28 protein-coding genes are annotated in these 25,584 nt (G+C 34.3%); 20 read left to right on the plus strand and 8 right to left on the minus strand.

The window, feature by feature from the left end:
• Positions 1–229: 229 nt before the first annotated feature.
• Positions 230–412, plus strand: coding sequence for a T9SS type A sorting domain-containing protein (locus BM371_RS21010; RefSeq protein WP_034674286.1), 183 nt, complete (start codon positions 230–232; stop codon positions 410–412).
• A gap of 48 nt (positions 413–460) precedes the next feature.
• On the opposite strand, the gene BM371_RS11185 is transcribed toward BM371_RS21010, so the two are convergent.
• Together BM371_RS11185 and BM371_RS11190 are read right to left on the minus strand one after the other, a co-directional pair.
• Positions 461–949: a YcxB family protein gene (locus tag BM371_RS11185; protein ID WP_034674287.1), complete on the minus strand. Its 489-nt coding sequence runs from the start codon at positions 947–949 to the stop codon at positions 461–463.
• A gap of 9 nt (positions 950–958) precedes the next feature.
• Positions 959–3,106: an endonuclease MutS2 gene (locus tag BM371_RS11190; protein ID WP_034674289.1), complete on the minus strand. Its 2,148-nt coding sequence runs from the start codon at positions 3,104–3,106 to the stop codon at positions 959–961.
• Between the two features lie 207 nt (positions 3,107–3,313).
• On the opposite strand from BM371_RS11190, the gene BM371_RS11195 reads away from it, so the two are divergent.
• Positions 3,314–3,817, plus strand: a complete 504-nt coding sequence (locus BM371_RS11195; protein ID WP_034674292.1) for a GNAT family N-acetyltransferase — start codon at positions 3,314–3,316, stop codon at positions 3,815–3,817.
• Positions 3,818–3,978: 161 nt separating this feature from the next.
• A complete protein-coding gene (locus BM371_RS11200; protein WP_034674294.1) occupies positions 3,979–4,620 on the plus strand; it encodes a uracil-DNA glycosylase in 642 nt (213 codons plus the stop codon).
• Here the strand turns inward: BM371_RS11200 and BM371_RS11205 are convergent.
• The 3 genes from BM371_RS11205 to BM371_RS11215 form a co-directional block, all read right to left on the minus strand.
• Positions 4,607–5,098 (minus strand): hypothetical protein, encoded by a 492-nt coding sequence (locus BM371_RS11205; RefSeq protein WP_034674296.1) that lies wholly within the window; start codon positions 5,096–5,098, stop codon positions 4,607–4,609. The genes BM371_RS11200 and BM371_RS11205 overlap by 14 nt on opposite strands.
• A gap of 7 nt (positions 5,099–5,105) precedes the next feature.
• On the minus strand, positions 5,106–5,597 hold the full coding sequence (locus BM371_RS11210; protein ID WP_034674298.1) for a DUF456 domain-containing protein: 492 nt from the start codon (positions 5,595–5,597) through the stop codon (positions 5,106–5,108).
• A gap of 65 nt (positions 5,598–5,662) precedes the next feature.
• Positions 5,663–6,841, minus strand: coding sequence for a carboxypeptidase-like regulatory domain-containing protein (locus BM371_RS11215; RefSeq protein WP_034674300.1), 1,179 nt, complete (start codon positions 6,839–6,841; stop codon positions 5,663–5,665).
• 169 nt (positions 6,842–7,010) lie between these two features.
• Here BM371_RS11215 and BM371_RS11220 point away from each other — a divergent pair, with 169 nt between their 5' ends.
• The 13 genes from BM371_RS11220 to BM371_RS11280 all read left to right on the plus strand — a co-directional run bounded on the left by BM371_RS11220 (position 7,011) and on the right by BM371_RS11280 (position 20,295).
• Positions 7,011–8,276 (plus strand): mechanosensitive ion channel family protein, encoded by a 1,266-nt coding sequence (locus BM371_RS11220; RefSeq protein ID WP_034674302.1) that lies wholly within the window; start codon positions 7,011–7,013, stop codon positions 8,274–8,276.
• Between the two features lie 14 nt (positions 8,277–8,290).
• A complete protein-coding gene (locus tag BM371_RS11225) occupies positions 8,291–9,262 on the plus strand; it encodes a hypothetical protein (RefSeq protein ID WP_131430899.1) in 972 nt (323 codons plus the stop codon).
• Positions 9,259–9,978, plus strand: a complete 720-nt coding sequence (locus BM371_RS11230) for a pyridoxine 5'-phosphate synthase (protein WP_034674306.1) — start codon at positions 9,259–9,261, stop codon at positions 9,976–9,978. Before BM371_RS11225 ends, BM371_RS11230 begins: the two co-directional genes overlap by 4 nt.
• Before the next feature lie 20 nt (positions 9,979–9,998).
• Positions 9,999–10,304, plus strand: a complete 306-nt coding sequence (locus tag BM371_RS11235) for a DUF6922 domain-containing protein (RefSeq protein WP_034677113.1) — start codon at positions 9,999–10,001, stop codon at positions 10,302–10,304.
• Positions 10,259–10,873, plus strand: a complete 615-nt coding sequence (locus tag BM371_RS11240) for a nucleotidyl transferase AbiEii/AbiGii toxin family protein (protein ID WP_034674308.1) — start codon at positions 10,259–10,261, stop codon at positions 10,871–10,873. Before BM371_RS11235 ends, BM371_RS11240 begins: the two co-directional genes overlap by 46 nt.
• A 75-nt stretch (positions 10,874–10,948) precedes the next feature.
• On the plus strand, positions 10,949–11,734 hold the full coding sequence (locus tag BM371_RS11245; RefSeq protein WP_034677115.1) for an alpha/beta fold hydrolase: 786 nt from the start codon (positions 10,949–10,951) through the stop codon (positions 11,732–11,734).
• Between the two features lie 118 nt (positions 11,735–11,852).
• Complete coding sequence (locus tag BM371_RS11250) at positions 11,853–12,047, plus strand: microviridin/marinostatin family tricyclic proteinase inhibitor (RefSeq protein ID WP_034674310.1); 195 nt, start codon at positions 11,853–11,855, stop codon at positions 12,045–12,047.
• A gap of 84 nt (positions 12,048–12,131) precedes the next feature.
• Positions 12,132–13,091 carry an MvdC/MvdD family ATP grasp protein gene (locus BM371_RS11255; protein WP_034674312.1) on the plus strand — a complete coding sequence of 320 codons (960 nt, stop codon included), beginning with the start codon at positions 12,132–12,134 and terminating at the stop codon, positions 13,089–13,091.
• Positions 13,081–14,088: an MvdC/MvdD family ATP grasp protein gene (locus BM371_RS11260; RefSeq protein ID WP_034674314.1), complete on the plus strand. Its 1,008-nt coding sequence runs from the start codon at positions 13,081–13,083 to the stop codon at positions 14,086–14,088. The genes BM371_RS11255 and BM371_RS11260 overlap by 11 nt, the downstream gene beginning before the upstream one ends.
• Positions 14,089–14,095: 7 nt before the next feature.
• Entirely contained in the window at positions 14,096–16,252 is a 2,157-nt protein-coding gene (locus tag BM371_RS11265; protein ID WP_034674315.1) for a peptidase domain-containing ABC transporter, read from the plus strand.
• A 3-nt stretch (positions 16,253–16,255) separates the two neighbouring features.
• Complete coding sequence (locus tag BM371_RS11270) at positions 16,256–17,275, plus strand: NAD-dependent epimerase/dehydratase family protein (protein ID WP_034674317.1); 1,020 nt, start codon at positions 16,256–16,258, stop codon at positions 17,273–17,275.
• Positions 17,272–19,041, plus strand: coding sequence for an AMP-dependent synthetase/ligase (locus tag BM371_RS11275; protein WP_034674319.1), 1,770 nt, complete (start codon positions 17,272–17,274; stop codon positions 19,039–19,041). The genes BM371_RS11270 and BM371_RS11275 overlap by 4 nt, the downstream gene beginning before the upstream one ends.
• A gap of 192 nt (positions 19,042–19,233) precedes the next feature.
• Positions 19,234–20,295 carry a diphosphomevalonate decarboxylase gene (locus tag BM371_RS11280; protein ID WP_034674321.1) on the plus strand — a complete coding sequence of 354 codons (1,062 nt, stop codon included), beginning with the start codon at positions 19,234–19,236 and terminating at the stop codon, positions 20,293–20,295.
• 89 nt (positions 20,296–20,384) lie between these two features.
• Here BM371_RS11280 and BM371_RS11285 read toward each other — a convergent pair whose 3' ends face one another.
• Complete coding sequence (locus BM371_RS11285) at positions 20,385–21,467, minus strand: endonuclease/exonuclease/phosphatase family protein (protein ID WP_034674323.1); 1,083 nt, start codon at positions 21,465–21,467, stop codon at positions 20,385–20,387.
• Between the two features lie 130 nt (positions 21,468–21,597).
• Here BM371_RS11285 and BM371_RS11290 point away from each other — a divergent pair, with 130 nt between their 5' ends.
• A complete protein-coding gene (locus BM371_RS11290) occupies positions 21,598–22,041 on the plus strand; it encodes a nuclear transport factor 2 family protein (protein ID WP_034674325.1) in 444 nt (147 codons plus the stop codon).
• Between the two features lie 6 nt (positions 22,042–22,047).
• Positions 22,048–22,425 carry an SMU1112c/YaeR family gloxylase I-like metalloprotein gene (gene gloA2, locus BM371_RS11295; protein ID WP_034674327.1) on the plus strand — a complete coding sequence of 126 codons (378 nt, stop codon included), beginning with the start codon at positions 22,048–22,050 and terminating at the stop codon, positions 22,423–22,425.
• Positions 22,426–22,499: 74 nt separating this feature from the next.
• On the opposite strand, the gene BM371_RS11300 is transcribed toward gloA2, so the two are convergent.
• Positions 22,500–22,883: a DUF1634 domain-containing protein gene (locus BM371_RS11300; protein ID WP_034674330.1), complete on the minus strand. Its 384-nt coding sequence runs from the start codon at positions 22,881–22,883 to the stop codon at positions 22,500–22,502.
• A complete protein-coding gene (locus BM371_RS11305; protein WP_034674331.1) occupies positions 22,880–23,710 on the minus strand; it encodes a sulfite exporter TauE/SafE family protein in 831 nt (276 codons plus the stop codon). The genes BM371_RS11300 and BM371_RS11305 overlap by 4 nt, the downstream gene beginning before the upstream one ends.
• Before the next feature lie 86 nt (positions 23,711–23,796).
• Here BM371_RS11305 and BM371_RS11310 point away from each other — a divergent pair, with 86 nt between their 5' ends.
• The gene (locus tag BM371_RS11310; RefSeq protein WP_034677117.1) at positions 23,797–24,345 is read left to right on the plus strand and encodes a DUF1543 domain-containing protein; all 549 of its coding nucleotides are present in this window, start codon (positions 23,797–23,799) and stop codon (positions 24,343–24,345) included.
• 128 nt (positions 24,346–24,473) lie between these two features.
• Entirely contained in the window at positions 24,474–25,583 is a 1,110-nt protein-coding gene (locus BM371_RS11315) for a 5-(carboxyamino)imidazole ribonucleotide synthase (protein WP_034674332.1), read from the plus strand.
• Position 25,584: the final 1 nt, after the last annotated feature.

Raw genomic sequence — 25,584 nt, forward strand, 5'->3', positions numbered from 1 at the left:
ACAATACTTTCAGGTTAATAAGCATTTTTCAAAATTAGTGTAATATTTACTCACTTTTATTGGAATATTTTAATTTAAATGGATTAGTTTTAAACTCATCACTTATCAATAAAAATATGATTAAAAATTTACTCTGTTTATTCTTTGGTTTATTCGCTTTTGCTTTTATCAGTCAAAAGATAAAGCTGAAAATAATAAATTTTTTTGCAACACACTTGCTCCGCTAAATTTGATTGTAACAAACATTTCTTCTGAACAGAATTACACAATTTATAATGCAGTCGGACAGAGCATCAGTAAAGGCAAAACAAATGACAAAAAAAACAATGTTAATCAATTAATCAAAGGGGTGTATTTTATTGAGCTCAATGGAAAAGAAAATAAAGTCAGGTTGAAATTTATTAAGAAATAAATAAAAAAATAGAGCATCATATTTGGCGCTCTATTTTTTTAAATGATTTTAATCGTTTCTTAGCTTCGCTTTTACATTATTCTTTTGAACTAAATTTCTAAGCTCCCGAATCTGATCTTTTGTAAAATATTTTTTAGGAATCATATTCATCGTGGTTTTGCTTTGATAAATCAGAAACCAGTCTTTATTTTCTTTTACTCTGTGAACTGTTTTCCAGGTAAACTCTCCGTCAAATGTTTCTCCTTTTGTATGAATTTTCTCTTCAGTGAAAGTGTAGGAAATCTTTTCCTGAATTTTTTTGTTGGAATAAAATGCATTTTTCAAACGGAAATAAGACCGTACCATCATAAAAACAACCACTATCAATAGCCAAATCACGGCAGACCTGAAAATTTCCCTTATATCGTATTCCGTATTATATAAATTCAATCCCAAAAACACCAAGATAATCAATGAAAAAATAATCAGCCTTGGTAGTGAATTTTTAAAATTGAAATTCAGAAAGTCCTTAAAAGTGATATGGGTTTCTACAGTCATTTCCCGAAATTAAATTCTTTCCAGCTCGTCTGCGTCAATTGTGGTTTTGAATGTTCCATAATTCACGATGACCTTATTTCTTGAGATTTTCTCAATCGTTCCAACACTTGTACTTCCTGTAATTCTTACACGTTGCCCAACTTTCATCCAAAGTGCGCGATCGGTTTTACGTTTTTCTTCAATCTTTTCGTTGGTTTCCGTAATTTTTTCAATAACGTCTTCTTTTTTCAGCTGCTGAGTGATTTTTCTCTTTACCACCTGAAGTCGTTTAGATTCGTCTTTATCTGCGCCGATTTTTCTGAATTTTTCCTGCTCCAGAATCTTCACAAAATCTTTCACAACATCTTTCCTCGATTTACCTTTTACATAGCTGTCTATAAAAGATTCGATCTTCGTTCCGAACTGAAGTTTACGATGTTCATCTTCATACAATTTCTGGAAATTGAATAATTTCTGCTGAAGCTGCTCGTTCAGTTTTTGCAGATTATCGCGTTTGTCTTCTACCGATTCTTTTCTTTCTGCAAGGTCAGATTTCAGTTTTTCAACTTCATATTTTTCCTGCTGAAGCTTTACAATGGTTTTATCTAAATTCACAATGTCATGTTCCACCTTTTTCTTAGCAGAATGTATGATAAACCTTGGAATTTTATTCTTTTCTGCCACTTCAAACGTGAATGAACTTCCGGCTTGCCCGATTTCCAGCTTGTACATCGGCTCAAGTGTTTCTTCATTAAACAACATGGCTGCGTTTTGCGCATTCGGAAGCTGTTCTACCACCAATTTAATGTTGGTATAATGTGTTGTAATAATTGCAAAACTTTTCTTATCGTAAAAAAACTCAAGGAAACTTTCCGCTAAAGCTCCGCCCAATTCAGGATCTGAACCTGTACCAAATTCGTCAATCAGTAACAAGGTTTCGGCATCAGCTTCACGAATGATTCCACCCATTTTTTTCAATCTTGAAGAGTACGTCGAAAGATGATTTTCAATAGACTGGTTATCACCAATATCGGTCATGATTTTATCAAAGAAAAACATCTCGGATTTTGGATGTACTGGAACCAAGATTCCGCTCTGAATCATCAGTTGAAGCAATCCTACAGTTTTCAGCGTAATCGATTTTCCACCGGCATTCGGCCCGGAAATACAGATAATCCTGTTATGTTCCGTAAAACTAAGGCTTTGTGGGAAAATCGTTTTGTTCTCTATTTTATTTCTCAGCCATAACAAAGGATGGAATGCATCTTTTAACCTGAGTGTTTTATGCCTGTTGATTTTCGGTAAAACTCCGTTGATGAGTTCTGCAAACTTTGCTTTTGCTCTCGTTAAATCCAGGTCAAAAATATACATCTGGTATCTCCAGAGTTGCGGTTGAAATTCTGCTAATTCTGCAGTAAGCTGTCTCAGGATTTTATCAATCTCCTTCTTTTCTTCCTCTTCGCTTTCTTTTAATTTAAAATGATGTTTAACCACAGAATCCGGCTGCATATACGTAATAGAACCTGTTTTTGAAAGTCCTAAAACTCTTCCTGCAACTCTTTTTTTATAAGCAGATTTTACCGCCAAAACTCTTTGGTCATCGATGATCGTTTCGCGAATGTCATCCAGAAAATCGCTTTGCCCGTAGTTGAATAAGGCTCTGTTGAAATTCTCGGTAATCGCTTTTTTAGCATGCTGAATTTCAGTTCTCAAACCTTTCAAAATTGGCGAGGCTTCACTTTTTACTTCCCCAAAACGGTTAAAAACTTTGTCAACTTTATCGATGATTTCCTTTTTAAACTCAAGCACAGAAACATCCTGAATCAATGTGGGGAAAGTTTCGGGCATGGTCGGGAAGAATTTCTGCAGCTTTCCGATTTGCTCGGTCAGCGTTTTTATTTTAATGAAAGCAACGTTTTCCAACCGGTAGTTTTCGATCAGCATTAATTTCAGTTCGCTTTCTATATCTTCATATTCATCAAACGGAATGGCGTTGGAACTTTCGAAGCTCGATAAATATTCGGAAGCTTTTTTCAATGAAAGTTCTGCTTCGTCAATTTTCATCGGACGAAGTTCAAGGATTTTATTTTTTGTTTTCTGAGAATATGCAAAGGGAGAAATTTCCGCGAGCAATTGCGGAAATTCTAATTCGTCTAAATCTTCTTTATCTATATACACATTGCAAAGATAATTAATTTGAAAATGAATTAATTTGAGAATTCGAAAATGTATTTTTAAATTAAACCATTATAAGAAATTTAAGGTATTAAGAATACTAAGTTTTTAAGCCTGCTTCTAAAAAGAAATCTATTGATTTCCTTAATAAAACTTAACTTCTTAACTTGCCTTAATGGTATAATTTTTAATTTTAGATAAATTTGAGATATGATACTGGAAACAGAAAGACTAGTTCTAAAAGAGATCAATGAAAATCATGCGGAAGATATTCTGAAAATACGAAGCAACGAGGAAATCAATAAATTTCTCAGAAGAATTCCGCCTCAAGACAATTATGATGCACTCAGCTTTATTTTAACCATCAAAAGAAGAATCGAAAATAAGCAGACTGTTTTCTGGGGAATTTCCTTTAAAGATCAACCCAATCTGATTGGAACAATCTGTCTATGGAATTTTTCGGAAGACCGCAAAACGGCAGAAGTAGGTTATGAACTGTTACCAGATTATCACAGAAAAGGAGTGATGTCCGAAGCTTTACAGTCTGTTCTGAATTTTGGTTTTAAAGATTTAGATTTAAGCCAGATTTTGGCATTTACTCATAGATTGAACGAAAACTCGAAAAGACTTCTTTTGAAGCATCATTTTGTTTTGGAAGAGGGTAGAAAAGATGAAGGTTTTCCGGACAATGTGGTGTTTAGTTTGAAGAGATAACATTTTGTTTATCTTTCAACGAAGTAGAAATCTATTTTTCTTTTTAATCACTAAATTTGCATTGTTGATTTTTACGAAGTTTAGCTTTATTTGGAATGAAGGCTTGGCTTTAAAATTGAATTATCAAATTAAAAGCATTCTCAAATTTTCAAATTGAATTTATGACCTGGACAGAAATATTAGCCCCGATAAAAAACACGCCCTATTTTACCAACCTTTGGGAAAAAGTAAAGCAGGAATACGCAACAACGAAAGTTTTCCCACCCAAAAATCAAATTTTCAGAGCATTGGAAATTACACGTTTTGAAAAGGTTGAGGTGGTGATTATTGGGCAAGATCCTTATCATAATGATTTCCAGGCAAACGGATTATGTTTTTCTGTTTCCGAGCAGGTAACAGCTCCGCCCTCGCTTAAAAATATTTTTATTGAATTAAAAAATGATATTGGAGTGGAAAGAAGCTCAAAAGAGCTTGATGACTGGGGAAAACAAGGGGTTTTATTATTGAATGCTACATTAACGGTTCGTGCTCATTCACCGAATTCGCACAAAGATTTGGGCTGGGAAAAATTCACGGATTTTATCATTAAAGAAATTTCAGATAAAAAAGAAAATGTGGTCTTCGTTTTGTGGGGTGCTTTTGCACAAAAAAAAGCCGAACTCATCGATCCGGCTAAACATTTTATTTTAAAATCTGCACATCCGTCACCGTTTTCTGTTCACAGAGGGTTCTTCGGAAGCAAACCTTTTTCAAAAATTAATGAATATCTTGCCTCAAAAGGAAAGAAACCTATTTCGTGGTAGAACTTTGCTGATCACCTTCTTTGCTAATGGAAATGCCAATTTTATATTTTCCTGAAAGTGATTTTGCTCCTTCTTGAGAAGTCGGGTGGGGAGTAACTTCTTTTAGGGTAATGTTGTATCCATTAAAAGATTGTGTCTTGTGGTAATTCTTTCCATTGACTTCTGCTGTCGATAATTGTAAAATCATAGGTCTGCTTGTTGTACTCATAAATTCTACGTTGGCAACAGCAACTCCCGCCCAAATGCACTGAGTGCCCTGTGGACAACGACTGTCTTCAGCAATATTTTTAAAAGTAATATTGGTCTGAAATTCTTTGATGAATTTATTTTCACCCTCATTCAAATAGATAATATCTCCACTATTTTTCAAAGAGATTTCACTTTTTGTGTTCTCAGAATTTTGAGTCGTTGCATCTTTCTGAGCCTTACAATTGATCAGACTGATTAAACCTAAACTGAAAAGAATATTTTTATACATTTTATAATTAAATTACATTAACAATATCCAAAATTACAACCAAAAGCATGGCAATACCAACGACCAGGCTAAATCCTGTTCCGTAAATAAAACCGATAAATGCACCTTTTGTAGATTTTAAAGCTTTATTCATGTCTTTGCTGTCATGCAAGAGTTCTCCGATGAAAACCCCGGCAAACATCCCTACTAAAAACCCAAGAGGAATTGGTAAAAACATTCCTATAATAGTCCCGATTACCGATCCGATGCTTCCCCAACGTGTCCCGCCGTATTTTCTGTTTGTTTTTGCGGGGATCACATAATTTAAAACTGCAGAAGCGAGTGTTAAGATTACGAATGTCCAAATATACAGCATGGAGAGATCAGCGTCTGTCCCGTATTTGTAAATTAATAATCCTGCGAGACTCAGAACAAGTCCCGGTAAAACAGGTAATAAAGTTCCTAATATTCCCAGTATAAGTAAAATAATACTGAGAAAAGTTATTACTGAATGATCCATATGTATTTAAATAAAAAAGTGACCTTAAAAAGCCACCTTTTGTTTATCAATTTTTAAGCCGATTTTTAAAGATTTAAAATAACATACTGAAGAATTACTCCGGCATTTCCGATATTTCCTGTAGCATGATTATGGAAGCTTGTGTAGTAAATGTATCCACTGTTTGTAGATCCTGAACAAGGTCCTACTGTTGCACCTAATGCTACTAAGTAAGGAACGGCAGCGGTAGGTACAGAAATGCTGATCTGAATATTTCCCGGTAAAGTAATGCAAACGGTTGTAAATGTTGTATTTGGAGCGTTTCCAATTGGTGTATTCGGAGTTCCGCTTGTTGTAAAATGATTGGTTCTGATCATTAGTGCGTTATTCGAAGAAGTTTCTTTTACCAGAACTTCCCAATAAGCAGGATCATAGTTTACGATTTTCTGCCATGAACCTAAATCGAAATCAATATTCAATGTGTTGAAACCTAATGCTGTAGATAATCCTGCATTGCTTACTGTTGCCGGAACAATACCTGAGCTTCCTGTGTTTGTTGAGCATAATTTCGAATCAGGAACAAATCCTCCCGGAAGCATACAATTATTGGTATTGTCCGTTCCGCCAACCAAATACGAAACATCCCAGTCTGAAGCATAAATACTTCCGCCATTCGCTACAAAAGTTGCAAGATTAGCATCGATTGCAGGATAAAGTGATTGGTTTAAAGAATAGTTTCTTGATCCGCAATTCAGAAAGATAATATCATACTGAGCGATTGTAGTAATGTTTGCGAGATCTGCATTTGTAATTTCGGTTGCGGTATACCCTAAATTCTGAATAATATCTTCAATTTTATCATAGCTTCCTTTTACATAAGCAATTTTTGCAACCTGGTTCAGTTTGGTCTGATTAGCATTTAAATTAGCCGTTTCGTTATGTTTTACCGATGTTGAAATTTCTGTACGGAAATTACTTCCGTCGCCTGTCTGAATGTGAATCGTTCGGTCACCAACAGGAGCCTCAAGGGTAAAATTGCCGTCGGCATCAGAAGTGGTGTAATAAATCTTATATTTTTCGTCAAAAGTAAAAACAGAAGCTCCTCCAATGGGTTTGCTGCCGTTCTGAGATATTACTTTTCCTGAGAGTTTACCGGTTTTTACGGTATTGTCAATGGTGACTTCTGCAGGTGTTTCAGAGTCGGATCTACACGATCCGAACGATAAAAGAACAATAAAAATCAAGAGTAAGTTGAATTTTTTCATATAATTTAGTTTTTGGAGTTTTGAACTACTAAATTAATAATTTTATTGTTAGTTTGGTTTTATTTTTGAATCAAATTTTTAAAATCATTGAATTAATTTTAATTTACATAGTTTTTATTCTTATTTTGAAGGGGTTGAAGTGAACCTTTATTTTATTAAATTTGTTTTAATGAAAGACGAAATAAAAGATACCAAAAGTTTTTTTCAGGAAATCAGCGAGCAGCTTTATATTTACATCAGCAAGATTTCTCCTGCTGGTCTCGATTGGGTGTTTCATATTATTGTGAAACTGGGTTTATTGGTAGCCATCTTTCTGTTTCTGGATTTTATATTCAAAATAATCATCAATTATACTTTTCGTTTTTTTCATAATGAAAACAGGTTTCCTGTTCTGAAATCTATTTACCAGTCTAGAATTACCAATTCTGTTGCTCATTTTATTGCGCTTGTGATCATTGGTTCACTTCACGAATCTATATTTGTAGGAGCATTAAAACAGACTACGATTTTTATTATACGATGTGTGAACTTGGGCTTGGTTCTGGTTCTTGCAGGGATGTTGTACAGGTCGTTGACTGCTTTCAGAAATTATTTTACAATACAGCAGGATTATTATAAGGTAATGGCTATTAATGCAATCTCCGAAACGGTAAAAATATTAGGAATATTCTTGTTTACGATTGTGAGCATCTGTGTGATTTTCGGGATTAAAGGAACAACAATTGTCGGAAGTTTAGGAGCTATTACGGCAGTTCTGGTTTTGGTTTTCAGAGATACAATTTTAGGTTTTGTAACGGGAATTCACGTGGCAACCTCAAAAAGTCTGAAAGTCGGTGACTGGATCGGCATCCCAAAATACAATATTGAGGGAAATATTTTAGACATCAGCTTGCTGACGACGAAAATTTCAAATTTTGATAAAACAATTTCGTCAATTCCCACTTATGATTTATTGACAACGGAGATCAAGAATCTTCAGGTAATGTCGGAATCAAATACGAGAAGAATCAAAAAATCGATTTTCTTTAATATCAATTCTTTTAAATTTTTGAGTATTGAGGAAATTGAACGTTTGAAAGAAATAAATCTGATCTCCGATTATCTGAAAGAAAAAACCTCAGAAATCAATCAGGAAAAAGAATCCATAGAACATAACGATAAGATTATCAACGGTAGACAGTTGACTAATATCGGGGTTTTCAGATATTATGCTCAGAAGTATCTTGAAAATGATTCTGAAATCGATAAAGACAGTCCGATCATGGTTCGTCAGCTCGAAATTACTCCTCAAGGTTTGCCTTTGGAGGTCTATTGTTTCGCAAACGACTCTCAATGGGTGCGTTTTGAGCAGATTCAGGCAGATATTTTTGACCATTTATTAGTAGCTTCCAAAGAGTTTGATCTTCAGATCATGCAGATTAGCGTAAAAGTCTAAAATGTTCGGCGATTATGCGAAATAGTACATCACACCGAAATGTTGAGCTGCTCAATTTGATAATGCTTTTGCTGGCTACTGTGGTTTCTTGTGTGCTTCCTTTTGATACTTTTCTTTTTTCCTACGCTGTATTAGGGCCGCTTCATTATCTTACAGAATTGCAATGGCTGAAGAAAAAAGACTATTTTCTTCCTCAGAAAAAAGTAAGACTATTCGTGTTTTTGTCAGTAGCATTGGCGTTTTTTTTATTTTTAAATTACATCAGTATTTTTAATTTTTATACATGGAATAATGGTGTATTTATAGGCATTCTTTTATGTGTTTTTTTTATTATAAGTCTTTATTTCATCCTTACCGTTAAATCAATTGCTTTAAAAAGTATGATGATTGGTCTTTTGATTTCATGTGTCGCTTTATATTATTTTAAACCTGGAATCATTATCTTTTTCGGGCTTTTTATTCCAACCATTATTCATGTGTATGTATTTACGGCAGTATTCATGATTTCGGGGTATCTGTTAAACCCAAACAGATTAAGCTTGTTGAGTATTGTTTTACTTTTGGTAATGCCGTTCCTTATTTATTTTTTACCGGTAGAAACTTTGGCTTTAGAAATATCACAGGCTAAAAATATATTTAATCTTACAGGTTTTAAACTCATCAATCAATGGCTTGTTTTTCTTACAGGGAAAACGGAAACCGAAATTCTTATTATTAAAGTCCAGATTTTTATCGCATTTGCTTACACTTACCATTATCTCAACTGGTTTTCCAAAACTTCTGTTATAGGATGGGCTCGATCTTTAGAGCCAAAAAAGATGGTTTTAGTTGCAGCGATTTGGATTTTATCAATAGCTTTGTACCTGATTAATTATCAAACCGGTCTGATGTTGTTTTTTGTATTAAGCATGATTCATGTATTGGCGGAGTTTCCACTCAATGCAATATCCTTCAGAACCGTATTTCAAAAATTGTTTTCTAAATGACAAAACTAAGCGTAAACATTAATAAAATTGCTACTTTGAGAAACGCTAGAGGAGGAGAGACTCCAAGTGTAACAGAAGCGGCGATTAAAATTCAGGAATTTGGCGCACACGGAATTACCATTCATCCAAGACCAGATGAAAGACACATTACGAGAAAAGATGTGTACGATCTGAAACCTTTGGTTACTACTGAATATAATATTGAAGGAAATCCTCACCGTGAATTTATTGACATGGTTTTAGAAATAAAACCGGAACAGGTGACTTTGGTTCCCGACGCAGATGATGCGATAACTTCAAATGCGGGTTGGGACTGTGAAAAAAACATGGATTTTCTGAAATCAGTCATTACCGAATTTAAAAATGAAGGAATCCGAACGTCAATTTTCTTAGATCCTAATCCTGAAATGGTAAAATTTGCTGCAGAAACCGGAGCAGACAGAATTGAACTCTACACGGAAGCCTACGCATCAAACTATTCCAAAAATAAAGAAGAAGCAATTAAACCTTACTATGAAACGGCTGTAAAAGCTGCAGAATTTGGTTTGGGAGTGAATGCCGGTCATGATTTAAGCTTAGAAAATTTAAAATATTTTGCTGACCATATTCCAAATCTTTTGGAAGTTTCCATCGGGCACGCTTTAGTTTCTGAAGCATTGTATATGGGAATGGAAAATACGATTCAGGCGTATTTGAAGAGATTGGCGAAGTGGTAGAATTTGATTATATTTGATATATGAATTCTGAAATTACCATCAAAGACTTTTCTCAACATCTCTTTTGGGATGTCGATTTGGCAATTTTTGATCTTGAAAACTATAAAGAGTTTATGGTTGGGCGTGTTGTGGAATATGGTAAATTAAAAGACTGGGAATTATTAAAATCTCTTTACGGAAAACAGAAAATTAAAGATATTTCTCTGAATTTAAGAAGTCTTGACGCTGTATCGCTTTCTTTTCTATCCACAATTTTCAATATTGATAAATCTGAATTCAGATGTTACAAACACAGACAGTTAGTACAGAATTACTGGAACTCCTGAAAAGTATTATGAGCTCGGCTTTTTTTTCTGATTATATTTTAGTCGGAGGAACTGCTTTAGCATTGCAATTCGGTCATAGAAATTCTGTTGATTTAGATTTTTTTGCGAATAAAGAAATTGATGAAGATAAAATCTTAGAAGAGTTAAAAAAGCTTGGCAAAGTACAGAAAATTTCCGGAAGTCGAAGTGTTTTAATTTGTTCTATTAATGGAATTAAAGTCGATTTTGTGAATCACAGATACCCTTTTCTCGATAGAAGTATTGTCGTTGATTCTGTTCGTATGGCTTCACCAAAAGACATTTCTGCTATGAAATTAAATGCGATAGAAGGTCGAGGAACAAAAAAAGATTTTATAGATTTATATTTTCTGTTGGAAAAATTCAGTTTAAACGAAATGATAGCTTTTTATAATGAAAAGTATATTGATCATACAGATTTTATGATGTTAAAATCACTTACGTATTTTGTTGATGCAGATATTTTTCCTCAACCGGAAATGTTTTCAACTTTTGATTGGGATGAATGTAAAGCAAAAATTATTTCAGAATATCTTAAACTGAATTTATAAAATTATTTATATCAATTTTTAAGTGCTGGAAAATTAATATTGATTATCCAAATTCCAGCTCAAAAACATCAAAAAATGGAAATCTTACATTCAAAAATATTTGGCGAAAATCTTTCGTCAACACCACTTTTAGTATTTCACGGTTTGTTTGGAATGCTCGATAATTGGGGAAGCTTCGGGAAAGAATTGGGCGAATTTCTGCCGGTTCATTTAATTGATTTAAGAAATCACGGAAGAAGCTTTCACTCAGAAAATATGTCGCATGATGATTTGGCAGATGATATTGCCAATTACATGAACCATTACGGAATCGAAAAAGCTCATGTTTTGGGACATTCTTTAGGCGGAAAAGCCGTAATGCAGTTTGCTGTTAATTACCCCGAAAAAGTTGAAAAATTAGTGGTTGTAGATATAGGTCCAAAAGCCTATCCGCCACATCATCAGGGAATTATTAAAGCTTTGGAAACAGTAAATTTTGATAAAATGAAATCGAGAGGTGAAGTTGAAACAGTTTTAACGCAGTATATTCCTGAAAAATCGACGATTCAGTTTTTAGCAAAAAATCTTTATTGGGAAGAAAATGGAGATTCTAAAAAATTGAATTGGAGGTTTAATTTGAAAACACTTTCTGAAAAATACAATCAGTTTGTATCGAATGCAATAAAATTTGGAGTTTTTCAAGGTGAAACTTTATTTATTGCCGGAGAAAAATCAAATTATATTTTACCTCAGGATGAATTTTCTATAAAACAGCAGTTTCCAAAAGCTCAGTTTGTAAAAATTAAAAATGCAGCGCATTGGGTTCAGGCAGATAATCCTGTTGATTTTGCGGTTGTGATTAAAGATTTTTTAGGATTATAATCGATTAGCAGTTAGTGAATTATAAACGTTAAATTTTTCATAAAGAGTACCTCATTGTTTTGTTGATGATTAAATAATTTCTAATTTAGACTCAACTAATCAATAAAAATATTTCATTATGGAAAAGAAAAAATTAAAGAAACCGTTCTTTGCATCATTTTTAGAAAATCAGATCAAAGACACCAAAGCGGTTCAAGGTGGAGCTTCCGCAACCGGGATTACTACACCACTGAAAGATACGGTTACAAAACCTGCTTATGATCAGCAACAGACAATGAAATATCCGTCTGATGGTGACGAAAGCGGAGTTTAATACCGCCTCAATTTAGAGCATATTAACAATTTATATTGGAAGGAAACTTAGACGTCAAGTTTCCTTTTTTATTATATTTATAACATGATTCTCTGCATCACTCATTCTCAGGATTTTTATAATATTGACCTCTTTTTTGACTACCTTCAATCGAAAAATATTCCTTTTTTTCGGCTGAATTCTGATGGTCTGAGTCATCAGATGAAGTTAAATCTTACAGATGATTCATTTATCATAACCGATGAAGCAGGAAATAAGATAAACTCCAAAGATATAAAAGCAGTTTGGCATCGTAAAAGCTGGAATATTGCTATTCCGGAAGATCTTGATGAAAATTATGCAGCTGTTTTTCTTAATGAATACGAAAGTCTGCGTTTCAACCTTTTTACAGCTCTCGAGCATCTTCTATGGATAAATCCTTTGCAGGCTGAAAGAAAAATTGAGTCTAATAAAATTTTACAGCTTACACTTGCTAAAAAAAATAACTTAATAATTCCCGAAACGCTGTTTTCAAATGATGAAGAAGCAGTGAAGGAATTTTTTTATCAATTTTGTCACGGTAAAGCCATTGCAAAACTTCACGGAACGATTTCAAAATCAATGAACGGTCAGGAAATGGTTTCGACCTTATTGTTTGAAGAAAATAATCTTGAACAGCTTTCTGATATTACCGTTTGCCCGATGATTTTTCAGCCTTATATTGAAAAAGAATATGAGCTGAGAATTGTCTATCTTAATGGAGAATTTTTCACTGGAAAAATAAACAGCAATGCTCATGCAGACTGGCGAATTTATCAGTCAGAATTTATCTGGGAACAATATGAGCTTCCGAAAAATATTGAAGAAAATTTAAACTTAATGATGAAAGAAATGGGTTTAATTTTCGGAGCCATCGATATGATAAAAAGTACCGACGGAAATTATTATTTCCTGGAAGTCAATCCGCAAGGTGAGTGGGGAATGCTTCAGAAAGAATTAGATTTCCCGATTGCACAGAGAATCGCAGATTATTTGATAAACAGAATACACACCAATGAACAATAAAATATTAATCATTACGCATACACAAGACAGTTTTTCACTCGAAAAAGTCACGGAATTTATTGCTCAAAACAATTTCGAAGTCATCCGTTTTGATGTAGATTTATATCCTTTAAAAAATCAATTGTCAACCGTTTTCGAGAATGGAAAATGGATTTCTTATCTAAAAACTGAAGATCATAAAATTCGTCTTGATGATATTTCTGCGGTTTGGTATCGAAGAGCGTACAACATCGGAACAGGTTTGAAAGAAGAATTGGAAACCAAATTTTTCGGCCCTGCAATGGGTGAAATCAGACACACTCTTTTCGGATTTATGGAATCTCTGGATTGTTATTCTTTAGGGAAACCGAGTGTTTACCGCAGAATCGACAGTAAAGAAGAGCAGCTTAAAATTGCCCATAAATTAGGCTTCAAAATTCCGGAAACCTGCATTACCAACGATCCGGAAGAAGCAAAAAAGTTTATCTTAGAACACCAGAATGTTGTAGGGAAAATGCAGACGGGATTTGCGATTTATGAAGATGGTGTTGAAAACGTTGTCTTTACGAATGTGATTGACGAAGAAAGTTTGGAAAGATTAGATTCACTGGTGTATTGTCCGATGCAGTTTCAAAAGAAAATCGAAAAGAAGAAAGAACTGAGAATTACAATGGTCGGACAGGAAGTGTATGCTTTCGAAATTGATTCACAGCAATCGGAAGACGGAAAAACCGACTGGAGAAAAGATGGTGTCAATTTGATTGACAAGTGGAAAAAAACAAAAATTCCGTCATCGATAGAGCAAAAACTTTTGAATTTGCTTGATGTTTATCATGTCGATTATGGCGCAGTAGATATGATTGTTTCACCCGAAGATGACTATTATTTTATTGAAATTAATGCAGCCGGCGAATTTTTCTGGCTCGATAATCTTCTGGATGATCATGCTATTTCGAAAAGCATTGCCGATGTTCTTTGCGGAAAAGTTCCGAGAAGGAATAATATGGTTTTAAAATAAACTTTCAGTGGCGAAGATTACCTTTTACAGACAGCTCGATTCGATGGATTGCGGACCGACCTGTCTCAGGATTATTACCAAATATTTCGGGAAAAATTTTTCTGCGGAATATCTTCGCCTGATTACGTTTCAGTCAAGAACAGGAGTGAGTTTTCACGATCTGATCTCTGCGTCTCATGAACTGGGTTTTGAAGCTCTTGCAGTTGAAACCGATTTTGAAAAACTGATGTCCGAAGCGCCCAAACCTTGCATTCTTCATTGGAGAAAAGAGCATTTTGTAGTTTTGTTTCCGCAGGAAAAAAGTGATAAAATTCTCATTGCCGATCCCGAATATGGCAAAGTTCAGCTTTCCGAAGATGAGTTTAAAACCAATTGGCTTCAGAATAATGAAACAGGAAAAGCTCTTTTACTGGAACCCACTCAGAATTTTTTCGATAAAAAAGAAGAGAAGGTTCAGGAAGGTTTCAGCTTTCTTTTTTCTTATTTAAAACCTCACAGGAAATCGTTGGTTTTATTGATTTTCACGTTGTTTTTAACGAGTATCATTACCCTGGCTTTTCCTTTTTTAACCCAGAATTTAGTAGATAAAGGAATTAATTCAAAAGACAAAAATCTTGTCTTGATGATTATCGCTTCACAGATTTTTCTCTTTTCGGGAAACAGTTTTATGGAACTCATCCGAAGCTGGATTATGCTGAAAGTCAATACGAAAGTTAATATTAAACTCATCAGTGATTTTATAGAAAAACTGATTAAGCTTCCGGTTTCTTATTTTGAATCTAAAAAACTGGGTGATATTCAGCAGCGGATTTTAGACCATCAGAGAATCAATTCTTTTCTTTCAACCAATACGCTTTCGATTCTTTTTTCATTTTTAAATCTCATTGTTTTTTCGGTGGTTTTAGGAATTTATAATTTGGTTATTCTGTTGATATTCTTTGTGTTGAGTGCGATTTCTGTAATCTGGATTTCAATATTTTTAAACCGAAGAAAAGCATTAGACCAGAAAGAATTTGTTTTAAACAGTAAAAATCAGAATATTCTGAACGAAATGGTTTCAGGAATGTCTGAAATTAAAATCAATCAATCAGAAAATTTCCAAAGATCAAAATGGGAAAACTTACAACATGAAGTTTTTGAAAGAAACAAAAAAGCACTAAAACTTTCACAATATCAAATGATTGGCGCAGGTTTTATTTCTCAGCTTAAAAATATTCTGATTACAGGATTTTCTGCTTTTGCGGTAATCGACGGAAATCTTACTTTGGGAATGATGCTTGCGATCAGTTTTATTGTGGGTCAGATGAATTCACCTTTTGATCAGCTTTTATATTTTATCGAAGTTTCTCAGGATGCTAAACTGAGTCTTGAAAGAATTTCTGAAGTTCATACAAAACCGGTAGAAAATACAAATCAGGAAATCACAGAAATTAAAACGAACAATGATATAATTCTTCACAATGTCAACTTTGGTTTTGGAGATTTTCCGATTCTTAAAGATTTAAATGCAATCATTCCGCAAGGAAAAGTGACGGCAATTGTCGGTGAAAGCGGAAGCGGAAAAACCACACTTTTCAAACTCCTTCTCAGATTTTACGAACCGGATTCGGGTAAGATAAGTTTTGGAGGAAGTTTACTTTCCGATATTTCGCTAAATCAATGGCGGAATATTACGGGAACAGTTTTACAGGAGGGTTTTATTTTTTCTGAAAGCATCCGGAGAAATATAACGCTCAAACAAGATAATATTGATGAAAATCTGTTGAACTATGCCGTAAAAGTTGCAAATTTGCAGAAGTTAATTGGTCAGTTTCCACAAGGTTTAAATACAGTTGTCGGAAATGACGGAATTGGTCTGAGTACAGGACAAAAACAGCGAATTTTGATCGCGAGAGCCATCTATAAAAATCCTGCTGTTTTTCTTTTGGATGAAGCGACAAGTGCTTTGGACGCGCAAAATGAAAAAGAAATCATGGAAAACCTTTTTGAGTTTTTCAAATGTAAAACGGTGATTGTCATTGCGCATCGACTCAGTACCATAAAAAATGCAGACCAGATTCTGGTTCTTCACGACGGAAAGTTTGTGGAAAACGGAAATCATTCGGAGCTGCTTGAAAAAAAGAATTATTATTATAATTTAGTCAGTAATCAAGTTGGAATTTAATTAATGGTTTTTGTAACAGGAGCAACAGGAATTTTAGGCAGAGTCATCGTTCTCGAACTTCTGAAAAAAGGAAGAAAAGTACGTGCTGCCAAAAGGCCTTCAAGCAATATCGCCGAAGTAAAGCATTCTTATCAGTTTTATACTGAAAATCCGGACGGTTTTTTTAATCAAATCGAATGGGTTGATGTTGATTTTGACGATATTCATTCTATCGAGCTGGCTCTAAAAGATGTTACAGAAGTTTATCATTGTGCTGCAAAAGTGAGTTTTCATCCGAAAGATGAAAAAGAAATGGAGCACACCAATATCAAAGGCACAGAAAATTTGCTGTTTGCCTGTGAAAATTCTACAGTTGAAAAATTTCTTCACGTAAGCTCTATTGCCGTTTTAGATTTATTGAATGAAAAAGGCGAGCTTGATGAAAGTTCTGATTTTAATGCAAAAGACGAGCATTCTGCGTATGCCATTTCAAAACATCTTTCTGAAATGGAAGTCTGGAGAGCTTCTGCGGAAGGTTTAAATACCATCATCATTAATCCCGGAATGATTATCGGTAGCGGAAACTGGGGCAAAAGCAGTGGCGATATTTTTCCTACTTTTGAGAAAAACAGTTTTACTTTTTCAGGTGGAACTAATTATGTGGATGTAAGAGATGTCGTTGAAATTGCAATTCAACTCATGGAAAAAAATACTTTCGGAGAACGATTTGTGGTTGTTTCCGAAGGTAAAAGATATGCTGATTTAGGAAGACAGATTCGAACAAAATTAGGACTGAAGGAAGCTAAAATTCTTTCAAGATCTCAGCTGAATTTGGGAAGAGCAGCCAATATTTTCTTGGGGTGGCTGATTCCTCAGTTAAGAATAATTACCAAAACGAATATTGAATCTATTTCGACAATGACCGAAATTTCCAATCAAAAAATAAAGGAAAAACTAAATTATCAGTTTATTCCTGTTTCAGAAAGCATCAACTTTCATCTCAATAATTATATTAACGACAAAAAGCTGAATAAAAACGAATGAATCTTGCAGAGGCAATCATCAGAAAAAATGTAGAAAAACATCCTTTAAAATCAGCGATTGGCTTTAAGAAAAAAGAAGGAGCGTGGAAGGAATTGAGCTGGAAGAAATTCAGCGAAATCATTTATAAAACAGCTAATTCACTGAGAAATGCAGGAATTCAGGAGAATGATAAAGTAGCCATCTATTCGGATAATTCTTCCGAATGGATGATCTTTGACTTGGCTGCAATGGCGATCGGGGCAATTACCGTTCCTATTTATTCAACAAATAATGCTGAACAGGCAGAATATATTATCAATGATTCCGGAGCGAAACTGATTTTAGCAGGAGATCAGTCTCAGTACGATGCTTGTCTGGATCTTGTAAAAAAAGAAGAAAGCACCCTTGAAACAATTATTGTTTCTAAAAAAGCAGTCTGGATCAAGAAAGAATTCAGCAGTTTTTATCTGGAAGATTTTATTGCTAAATCGTCGCCCAAATTAGAATTCTGCAAAAAAGAATATGATGAGGTTGCGACATTAATCTACACTTCAGGAACAACTGGAACACCAAAAGGAGTGATGTTGACCCACGGGAATTTCATCAAAGCTTTTGATGCACATTTTGAATTTTTTAAGTTTAAAAACTTTGAGGAAGAGCTTTCGCTGGCATTTTTACCGTTGACTCATGTATTTGAAAGAAGCTGGAGTTTGCTTTGTTTATATGGAGGTGCAAGAGTTTATTTTTTAGAAGATCCGAAGAACATTGCCAAAACTCTGGAAGAAGTAAAACCTACGATGATGTGTGCTGTACCGAGATTTTTTCAAAAAATATATGCAGGAGTTTTAGAAAAAGCGGAAGAAGGTTCATCATTAAAAAAGAAAATTTTCGACTGGGCTTTGGAAACGGGTTGGCAAACTTCAGAATTAAGAAGAAATGAAAAACCAATTCCTTTTGGTTTAAAAATAAAAGAAACTGTTGCTGATCTTTTGGTATTCAGTAAAGTAAAAGAAAAAATGGGCGGTAGGCTTTGGTTCTTGCCTTGTGGTGGAGCATCATTATCTCCGGAAGTAACCCGTTTTTTTGACTCGATGGGAATTCATGTTACGGTAGGATATGGTCTGACTGAAACGACAGCAACTTTAACATTATTTCCTTTAACGAAATTTGAACATGGAACAAGCGGAAAAACCCTTCCCGGAGTAGAAATCAGGATAGGTGAAAATGATGAAATTCAGGCAAAAGGAAACGGAATTATGAAAGGATACTACAACCGACCTGAAGAAACGGAAAAAGTTTTTACGAAAGACGGTTGGTTCAAAACCGGAGATGCAGGAAAGATAGACGCCACAGGAAATCTTACCATTACAGATCGTTTAAAAGATCTGATGAAAACTTCCAACGGAAAATATATTGCGCCTCAGATGATTGAAAACCTTCTGACCAACAATAATTTCATTCAGCAGATTGTTTTGATAGCTGAAGGCAAACAGTTTGTTTCAGCTTTGATTGTTCCGAATTTTGAGTTTCTGAAAGAGTATTTAAAAAAGAAAAATATTCCGTTTACCAACTGGGAAGAAATCGTTGATAAAAAGGAAATTAATGATTTCTATAAAGAGAAAATAAAAGAAATTCAGCAACATCTTTCTGATTTTGAAAAAGTGAAAAAATTTACATTAATGCCATCAGAATTTGAAATTAGCAACGGAGAAATCACACCGACTTTAAAAGTGAAAAGAAATATTGTGCTGAAAAAATATTCAGATGTAATTGAAAAAATGTATTAAAATTAACCATAAATTTTAACCACAAAAGTCACAAAAGATAAGTTTTGAGTTTAAGGTCTTTAAAGTGCAAAAAAAAGAAAATTTTAATTTTTCACCTCTTTTTTGATCTTTATGAATCGTTTTTTTTTAACTTAAATTGAAAAATCTAATTAAAACTTTTGTGACTTTTGTGGTTAAAAAAACATTTACAGAATGACAACAAACGATTTTTTAGGAAAAGAAAATTTTACGATACAGAATAAAACAGTTTCAGAAAGCTGTCCCTCAAATATTGCTCTGATTAAATACTGGGGAAAATATAAGGATCAAATTCCTGCAAATCCGAGTATTAGTTTTACTTTGAATCATTGTAAAACAAATACAGAAATGGAATTTTTGGCAAACGAACCCTTTTCTGTTCAGACTTTTTTAGCAGGAAATGAAGAAATGAAATTTGCTGAAAAAATCGAAAAATATTTCAAAAATATAGAGAAATATCTTCCCTGGATTTTAAAAGGAAAATATATGATCAGAACAGAAAATACCTTTCCTCACAGTTCAGGAATTGCAAGTTCGGCTTCGGGTTTTGGAGCGATTGCAAAGTGTCTGATGAAATTAGATGAGTATTTTTCTTCTGACATTCAGCATCCATCATCCAACACAACAAAAGCATCATTTTTGGCAAGACTCGGAAGCGGAAGTGCATGTAGAAGCCTGTACAACGGATTAGTTGTCTGGGGAGAATCTGATGAGGTTGAAGGGAGTTCAGATTTATTTGCAGTAAAATATTCTGACGATGAAATTCATCCTGTTTTTAAAGATTTTAATGATTGGGTTTTGTTGATTCATGAAGGGGTAAAAAGTGTTTCCTCGACAGTAGGACATGGTTTGATGAATACCAATCCGTATGCAGAAAGAAGGTTTCAGGAAGCAAAAGAAAATTTTTTTCCGATGAAAGCAATTCTGAAATCCGGAAACATGGAAGAATTTATCAAATTGGTGGAACATGAAGCTTTAACACTTCATGCCATGATGATGATGAGCGAACCAGCTTTTATTCTGATGAAAACCGGAACTTTAGACGTTATCAATAAAATTTGGGACTTTAGAAGAGAAACAAAACTACCATTGTTTTTTACTTTGGACGCAGGAGCAAATGTTCATTTGCTTTTCCCGAATGATGGTTCTGAGGAGGAGGTAAAATCATTTATTGAAAAGGAGCTATTACAGCACACTCAGAAAAATGGAGTAGTAAAGGATGTGATGAGGTTTTAATTAATATTTGTTTTAAACGTTAGATTGAATTTAAACATTTACTTTGTCATTCCGATTTTTATGACAAAGTGAGCGTTGATCATTAATATTCAATCCTCCGTTACCACCGTATCCCGTTCCCCGTCTTCCTCTTTTCCTTCCTGAATCATTTCTTCAGCTTCCTCTTTTTCCTCATGATCAGCTGTTTCAATACGTTCTTCCTGTTGGTCGTTTTTTTCATCAATAAAAAACTCACAATAAACCGGTAGATGGTCAGAACCGAAGTTTTCAAGGGTTTTTAGCTCTTCAATGAAAATATCTTCACTATGAAACATCAGATCAATAGGAAACCTGAAAAGCCTGTATTTCGCATGGAAAGTAGACACAAAAGCACGACCAACCCTCGGATCGATAAGTTCACTTGTTTTTCTGAATAAGATGGAAGATTTTGACCATGCTACATTGTTGAAATCTCCGACAACAATCACGGGTTTTTGTATTTCCGTCACTCTTTTGGCCACACTTAAAATATCTCCGTCTCTTTCTTTGGAGGTTTCTTCTTCAGTAGGACTCGGAGGTGGTGGATGAACGCCAAAAAATACAAATTCAAAACCTTCTTCAGTTTTTAAATGCGCTTCAATTGACGGAATGTCATCTGCCACAAAAAAATGCGTTTTTGAATCTTCAATTTTTATTTTTGAATAAAAATGCATTCCGTATGTGTTTTCCAAAGTGACTTTATGCTGATACGGATAATCTTTTTCCAAAACCTGCAATGCGTTTTCCCAATGACTGTCACTTTCCATCGTTAAAAACATTTCTGGCTTGTTTCGGTTGATGAGATCAATAAAACGGTTAAATTCTGTATTAAACTGATAAACATTTGCCGAAATAAAATGAATCTTCTGCGATGAATGAGAATTTCTCTGATGTTTTTTTACAGGATAAAGCGGAGTGTATTTTACCAATGTAATTCCGTGATAAACAAACAGTACCAGTAAAAAAGCCTGAGAATACCAGAAATACTGATTTTTTTCAACGAAAAACCCAATACCGAAAAGAATAATCGTAAGATAAGTAATCTGAATTTTGCCAAAATCCGGCACACGGAAAATCCAGTGTGAACTTGGGATTTTTGGTAAGATGGTGAAAATGAATAATAAAGAGATGAAAATATAATAAAAGGTCAACATATTGTTCTAATAAAGTAATAAAAGTAAGATATTTTTGGCTTTTTTCAAGTTTAAATATTCTTAAAAATGTATAATTTACAGAGATTCCGAAATAAAATTTTCATTAAATTTATCTGTTAAAACCTCAGAAATGAAAAAAATATTTTTTACAGTTCTTTTGTTTATCAATTGTTTCTGTTTTGCACAGGCTTTAGATGAAACTCAGATTAAAGAAACCATCAATAATCTTTTTATCGGAATGAAAAATGCAGATGCAAAAATGGTAAATTCGGCCTTTTCTGACAATGCAATTCTACAGACTATTTCAAAAGAAGGAAATGTAAAAACGGAAGAACTGAAAAACTTTATTTCTTCCGTTTCCGGTTTTTCTAAAAATGATTTAGATGAAAAGATAAGCTATTTATCAATTCAGATCGATGGTAATCTTGCCAGTGTTTTTACACCTTATGAGTTTTATTTTAAAGGAAAATTTTCACATTGCGGGGCCAATAGTTTTCAGCTGGTACAGCAGAATAATACCTGGAAAATTCAATATTTAATCGATACAAGAAGAAAAGAAAACTGCAAAAAATAAATATTTATGAAAATTCATCATATCGCCATTATATGTTCAGATTACGAAGTTTCAAAAGAATTCTATACGGATGTTTTAGGATTAAATATTATTCGTGAAGTGTATCGTGAAGAACGGCAGTCTTATAAACTGGATTTAGCAATTGGAGATCATTACGTGATTGAATTATTTTCATTTCCGAATCCTCCAAAACGTCCTTCAAGACCTGAATCTTGTGGTTTGAGGCATTTGGCTTTTTCTGTAGAAAACGTTGGTGAAAAACGCCAGGAATTGATTAATAAAGGTTTAGATTGTGAAACAATCCGCATCGATGAATTTACCGGAAAAGAGTTTTTCTTTACACAGGATCCGGATGATTTACCATTGGAATTCTATGAAATATAAGTATGTACCAAATTCAAAATTCAATATTTAATGTTCAAAATTTGTAATTAATCTTGAATTTCAAACATCAAATTCTAATGAGCGTACCCGGTAAAGAAACTCACCGCCATAATCGCCAGAACAATTGAAGAAATTACAACATACACGTAATCTTTTTCTTTCAGATAGCCGATTAATGCAAAGATAATTCTCATTAATGGTGTGAAAATCAGCATTAAGATTCCGAGTTGAATGATGGCCATTCCTTCGCCTTTGCAAAGCGTATCCCAAAAATGTCCCCAAACCTTTTCTGAAGACGTTCCCATGTCGAGCATCGTGTATTTTCGTGGCATTTTGAAACCTTCTGTAAAAAGCTTGATAAAACCAATCAGAGACGTTATAACCGATAAAATTACACCCAAACGGAGGAGATTTCCCACAGAACGGTTTAGATCTATATCAGTGAAGTTCTTTTTCATGAGAAATTGCTTCTAATACCGTTATACATCATGTAAACTGAAAGAATGGTGATCACAATAGCGAAGAAAGTCTTCAGTTTTTTCGTTTTTGAAACCATCAAAGTTTTAGAACCTATAAAACTTCCGACAACCACACCTACCAAAACCGGTGCTACAATCACGGGAATAATTTCTCCTCTTTGGAAATAGATCAGTGAACTTGCAACCGCCGTTACGCCGATCATAAAATTACTTGTCGTTGTAGAAACTTTAAATGGAAGTCGCATCATATTGTCCATCGCCAAAACTTTCAAAGCTCCGGAACCGATTCCTAAAAGTCCGGACATTGCCCCTGCAAACATCATCATAAAGAATCCAGGAACGGTATTTCTCGCAGCATAGCTTTTTACGATACCTTTGTCTGGAAAAGTTCCGTATAGTTTCAATTTATCTTCTAAACTTCCTTTAATCAGGGTTTCCTGATGGTCGGGTTTACCTTTAAGATTTAAAATAACAGTCAGCAAAAGAATACTAGCGAAGATGATTCCAATGGTATTTGGATTCAGCATTCCGGAAACCAAAGCTCCTACAATAGCACCTGAAGTGGTGGCAATTTCAAGAAACATCCCGATTCGCATATTGGTAAACCCTTCTTTTACGAAAGCTACGGCAGCTCCGGAAGAAGTTCCTATTACCGAAATCAATGAAGCGCCAATTGCATAATGCATAGGAACACCGAAACCAAGCGTTAATAAAGGGATAATGATAACTCCTCCTCCCAAACCGGTGAGTGAACCCAAAAGTCCGGCTGAGATAGCGCCAAGAAAAAGAATAATAATCTCCGACATGCTACAAATATAAAACTATTGCGGTTTTCGGGCAAACATTCATCCAAGATTATTTTTTGCCGTATTTTTGCACCATGGAAACTTCTATGAAACTGTTTTACATGATCCTCGGAGCTACTCCGAAGGGCAGAAATATTGAGCAACATGACGTATTTTTCGGCATTGCAGAAAGTCTGAAAGATCTCGTCCCCGATATTAAAGAGTTCTGGAAAGAAGCAGACGGAAAAATTCATTTGGATGCTTATCAGGAAGTGAAATTTGCAGATGGTTTTGAAGTGAAAATTGTAGAAAAAGGAGAAAAGGCTTCTGAGAATCAACTGTACTTTATCAATTTAGGCGGATATAAAAAAGGATATTTTGAAGAGTTTCACGAACAGCATTTGATGGTGGGAACTTCAATGGCTGAAATTGTGAAGAAGGCAAAACAAACTGAGTTTTACAAAACCATGGGTTTTGAAGGAGCTGTAAGTCACATCGACGATAAACACGGTGTTGATATTGATGATATTTTTAATGTAAATGATATTCTTCCCGAAAAAATGAAAGAAAAGTATTCTATTATTTTAACGAAATCTGATGAAGAAAATCAGGAAAATATAATGGGATTGGGATATTTGAAAATTGATAAAATATAAAATGTAAAGCACTATTCGCTGAGTAAAACACCTTTGTGAACTTAAAATATACACACAAATAGTAAAAAATCGTTGCGCAGATTGCGGTTAAATTAAATTTAAAATCTAATAAAAAATCAAAATAAAAAATGAAAATAGGAATTTTAGGTGGCGGTCAGTTAGGACGAATGCTGATTCAGGAAGCATTGAAATATGATGATGAATTTTATACTTTAGATCCGGCTTCAGATGCGCCTTGTCATAATATTTCATATTTTACACAAGGGAATTTCAATGATTATGATACCGTTTTAGAATTCGGAAAAGATAAAGATGTTGTCACGATTGAAATTGAGCATGTGAATGCAGATGCTTTGGCCGAACTTGAAAATCAGGGTGTCAAAGTTGTTCCGAATTCTCAGATTATTAAAACTATTCAGCAAAAGATTCTTCAGAAGAAATTTTATGAAGAAAACAATATTCCGAGTCCTGAATTTGAAATTATGGATGGAAGTTCAGACGAAATAAAAATGCCGCTTCCTTTCGTACAAAAAATGAACACAGGAGGTTATGACGGAAAAGGAGTTCAGGTGATTCGTACGAATGAAGACATGAAAAACCTTTGGACTCAGGATTCCGTTCTGGAAAAACTGGTGGACATCGATAAAGAACTTTCGGTGATTGTTGCAAGAAACGAAAACGGAGAAACACAAACTTTTCCTGTAACGGAAATGGTGGCTGATCCGAAATTAAACCTGCTTGATTTCAATGTTTGTCCGGTTCATTTAACGGAAGAAATTGAAGAGCAGATTGATTCTATTACTGAAAAATTCCTTGCAGCTGTAAATTCTCCGGGGCTTTTTGCGATTGAATTATTTTTAGATAAAAAAGGAAAAGTGTGGGTCAATGAAACGGCTCCGAGATTACACAATTCCGGACATCAAAGTCAGGAAGGAAATGCCAATTCACAGTTTGAGCAAATGTACCGTGTCGTAAAAAATCTTCCTTTGGCAGATACCGATGCTATTATTTACAGCGGAATGCTGAATTTGGTAGGAGCAGAAGGATTTTCAGGGAAAGTAATTTATGAAGGAATGGAAGAAGTTTTAAAGCTTCCGGAAACGTACATTCATCTTTATGGAAAGACAGAAACCAAGCCGGGAAGAAAAATGGGACACATCAATGTTCTCGCTGACTCCAGAGAAGAACTGATGGAGAAACTGATTCAGGTAAAAGCGATGGTGAGAGTGATTGCTTAAA

The sequence above is a fragment of the Chryseobacterium formosense genome, from assembly GCF_900116415.1.
In the GTDB taxonomy this organism is placed as follows: Bacteria; Bacteroidota; Bacteroidia; order Flavobacteriales; family Weeksellaceae; genus Chryseobacterium; species Chryseobacterium formosense.

What these genes read in the sequence shown, in the direction of transcription:
- BM371_RS11185 (WP_034674287.1), bottom strand. Translation starts at nt 949, where the DNA reads ATGACTGTAGAAACCCATATCACTTTTAAGGACTTTCTGAATTTCAAT.
- BM371_RS11195 (WP_034674292.1), top strand. Translation starts at nt 3,314, where the DNA reads ATGATACTGGAAACAGAAAGACTAGTTCTAAAAGAGATCAATGAAAAT.
- BM371_RS11200 (WP_034674294.1), top strand. Translation starts at nt 3,979, where the DNA reads ATGACCTGGACAGAAATATTAGCCCCGATAAAAAACACGCCCTATTTT.
- BM371_RS11205 (WP_034674296.1), bottom strand. Translation starts at nt 5,098, where the DNA reads ATGTATAAAAATATTCTTTTCAGTTTAGGTTTAATCAGTCTGATCAAT.
- BM371_RS11210 (WP_034674298.1), bottom strand. Translation starts at nt 5,597, where the DNA reads ATGGATCATTCAGTAATAACTTTTCTCAGTATTATTTTACTTATACTG.
- BM371_RS11215 (WP_034674300.1), bottom strand. Translation starts at nt 6,841, where the DNA reads ATGAAAAAATTCAACTTACTCTTGATTTTTATTGTTCTTTTATCGTTC.
- BM371_RS11220 (WP_034674302.1), top strand. Translation starts at nt 7,011, where the DNA reads ATGAAAGACGAAATAAAAGATACCAAAAGTTTTTTTCAGGAAATCAGC.
- BM371_RS11225 (WP_131430899.1), top strand. Translation starts at nt 8,291, where the DNA reads ATGCGAAATAGTACATCACACCGAAATGTTGAGCTGCTCAATTTGATA.
- BM371_RS11230 (WP_034674306.1), top strand. Translation starts at nt 9,259, where the DNA reads ATGACAAAACTAAGCGTAAACATTAATAAAATTGCTACTTTGAGAAAC.
- BM371_RS11235 (WP_034677113.1), top strand. Translation starts at nt 9,999, where the DNA reads ATGAATTCTGAAATTACCATCAAAGACTTTTCTCAACATCTCTTTTGG.
- BM371_RS11240 (WP_034674308.1), top strand. Translation starts at nt 10,259, where the DNA reads ATGTTACAAACACAGACAGTTAGTACAGAATTACTGGAACTCCTGAAA.
- BM371_RS11245 (WP_034677115.1), top strand. Translation starts at nt 10,949, where the DNA reads ATGGAAATCTTACATTCAAAAATATTTGGCGAAAATCTTTCGTCAACA.
- BM371_RS11250 (WP_034674310.1), top strand. Translation starts at nt 11,853, where the DNA reads ATGGAAAAGAAAAAATTAAAGAAACCGTTCTTTGCATCATTTTTAGAA.
- BM371_RS11255 (WP_034674312.1), top strand. Translation starts at nt 12,132, where the DNA reads ATGATTCTCTGCATCACTCATTCTCAGGATTTTTATAATATTGACCTC.
- BM371_RS11260 (WP_034674314.1), top strand. Translation starts at nt 13,081, where the DNA reads ATGAACAATAAAATATTAATCATTACGCATACACAAGACAGTTTTTCA.
- BM371_RS11270 (WP_034674317.1), top strand. Translation starts at nt 16,256, where the DNA reads ATGGTTTTTGTAACAGGAGCAACAGGAATTTTAGGCAGAGTCATCGTT.
- BM371_RS11275 (WP_034674319.1), top strand. Translation starts at nt 17,272, where the DNA reads ATGAATCTTGCAGAGGCAATCATCAGAAAAAATGTAGAAAAACATCCT.
- BM371_RS11280 (WP_034674321.1), top strand. Translation starts at nt 19,234, where the DNA reads ATGACAACAAACGATTTTTTAGGAAAAGAAAATTTTACGATACAGAAT.
- BM371_RS11285 (WP_034674323.1), bottom strand. Translation starts at nt 21,467, where the DNA reads ATGTTGACCTTTTATTATATTTTCATCTCTTTATTATTCATTTTCACC.
- BM371_RS11290 (WP_034674325.1), top strand. Translation starts at nt 21,598, where the DNA reads ATGAAAAAAATATTTTTTACAGTTCTTTTGTTTATCAATTGTTTCTGT.
- gloA2 (WP_034674327.1), top strand. Translation starts at nt 22,048, where the DNA reads ATGAAAATTCATCATATCGCCATTATATGTTCAGATTACGAAGTTTCA.
- BM371_RS11300 (WP_034674330.1), bottom strand. Translation starts at nt 22,883, where the DNA reads ATGAAAAAGAACTTCACTGATATAGATCTAAACCGTTCTGTGGGAAAT.
- BM371_RS11305 (WP_034674331.1), bottom strand. Translation starts at nt 23,710, where the DNA reads ATGTCGGAGATTATTATTCTTTTTCTTGGCGCTATCTCAGCCGGACTT.
- BM371_RS11310 (WP_034677117.1), top strand. Translation starts at nt 23,797, where the DNA reads ATGAAACTGTTTTACATGATCCTCGGAGCTACTCCGAAGGGCAGAAAT.
- BM371_RS11315 (WP_034674332.1), top strand. Translation starts at nt 24,474, where the DNA reads ATGAAAATAGGAATTTTAGGTGGCGGTCAGTTAGGACGAATGCTGATT.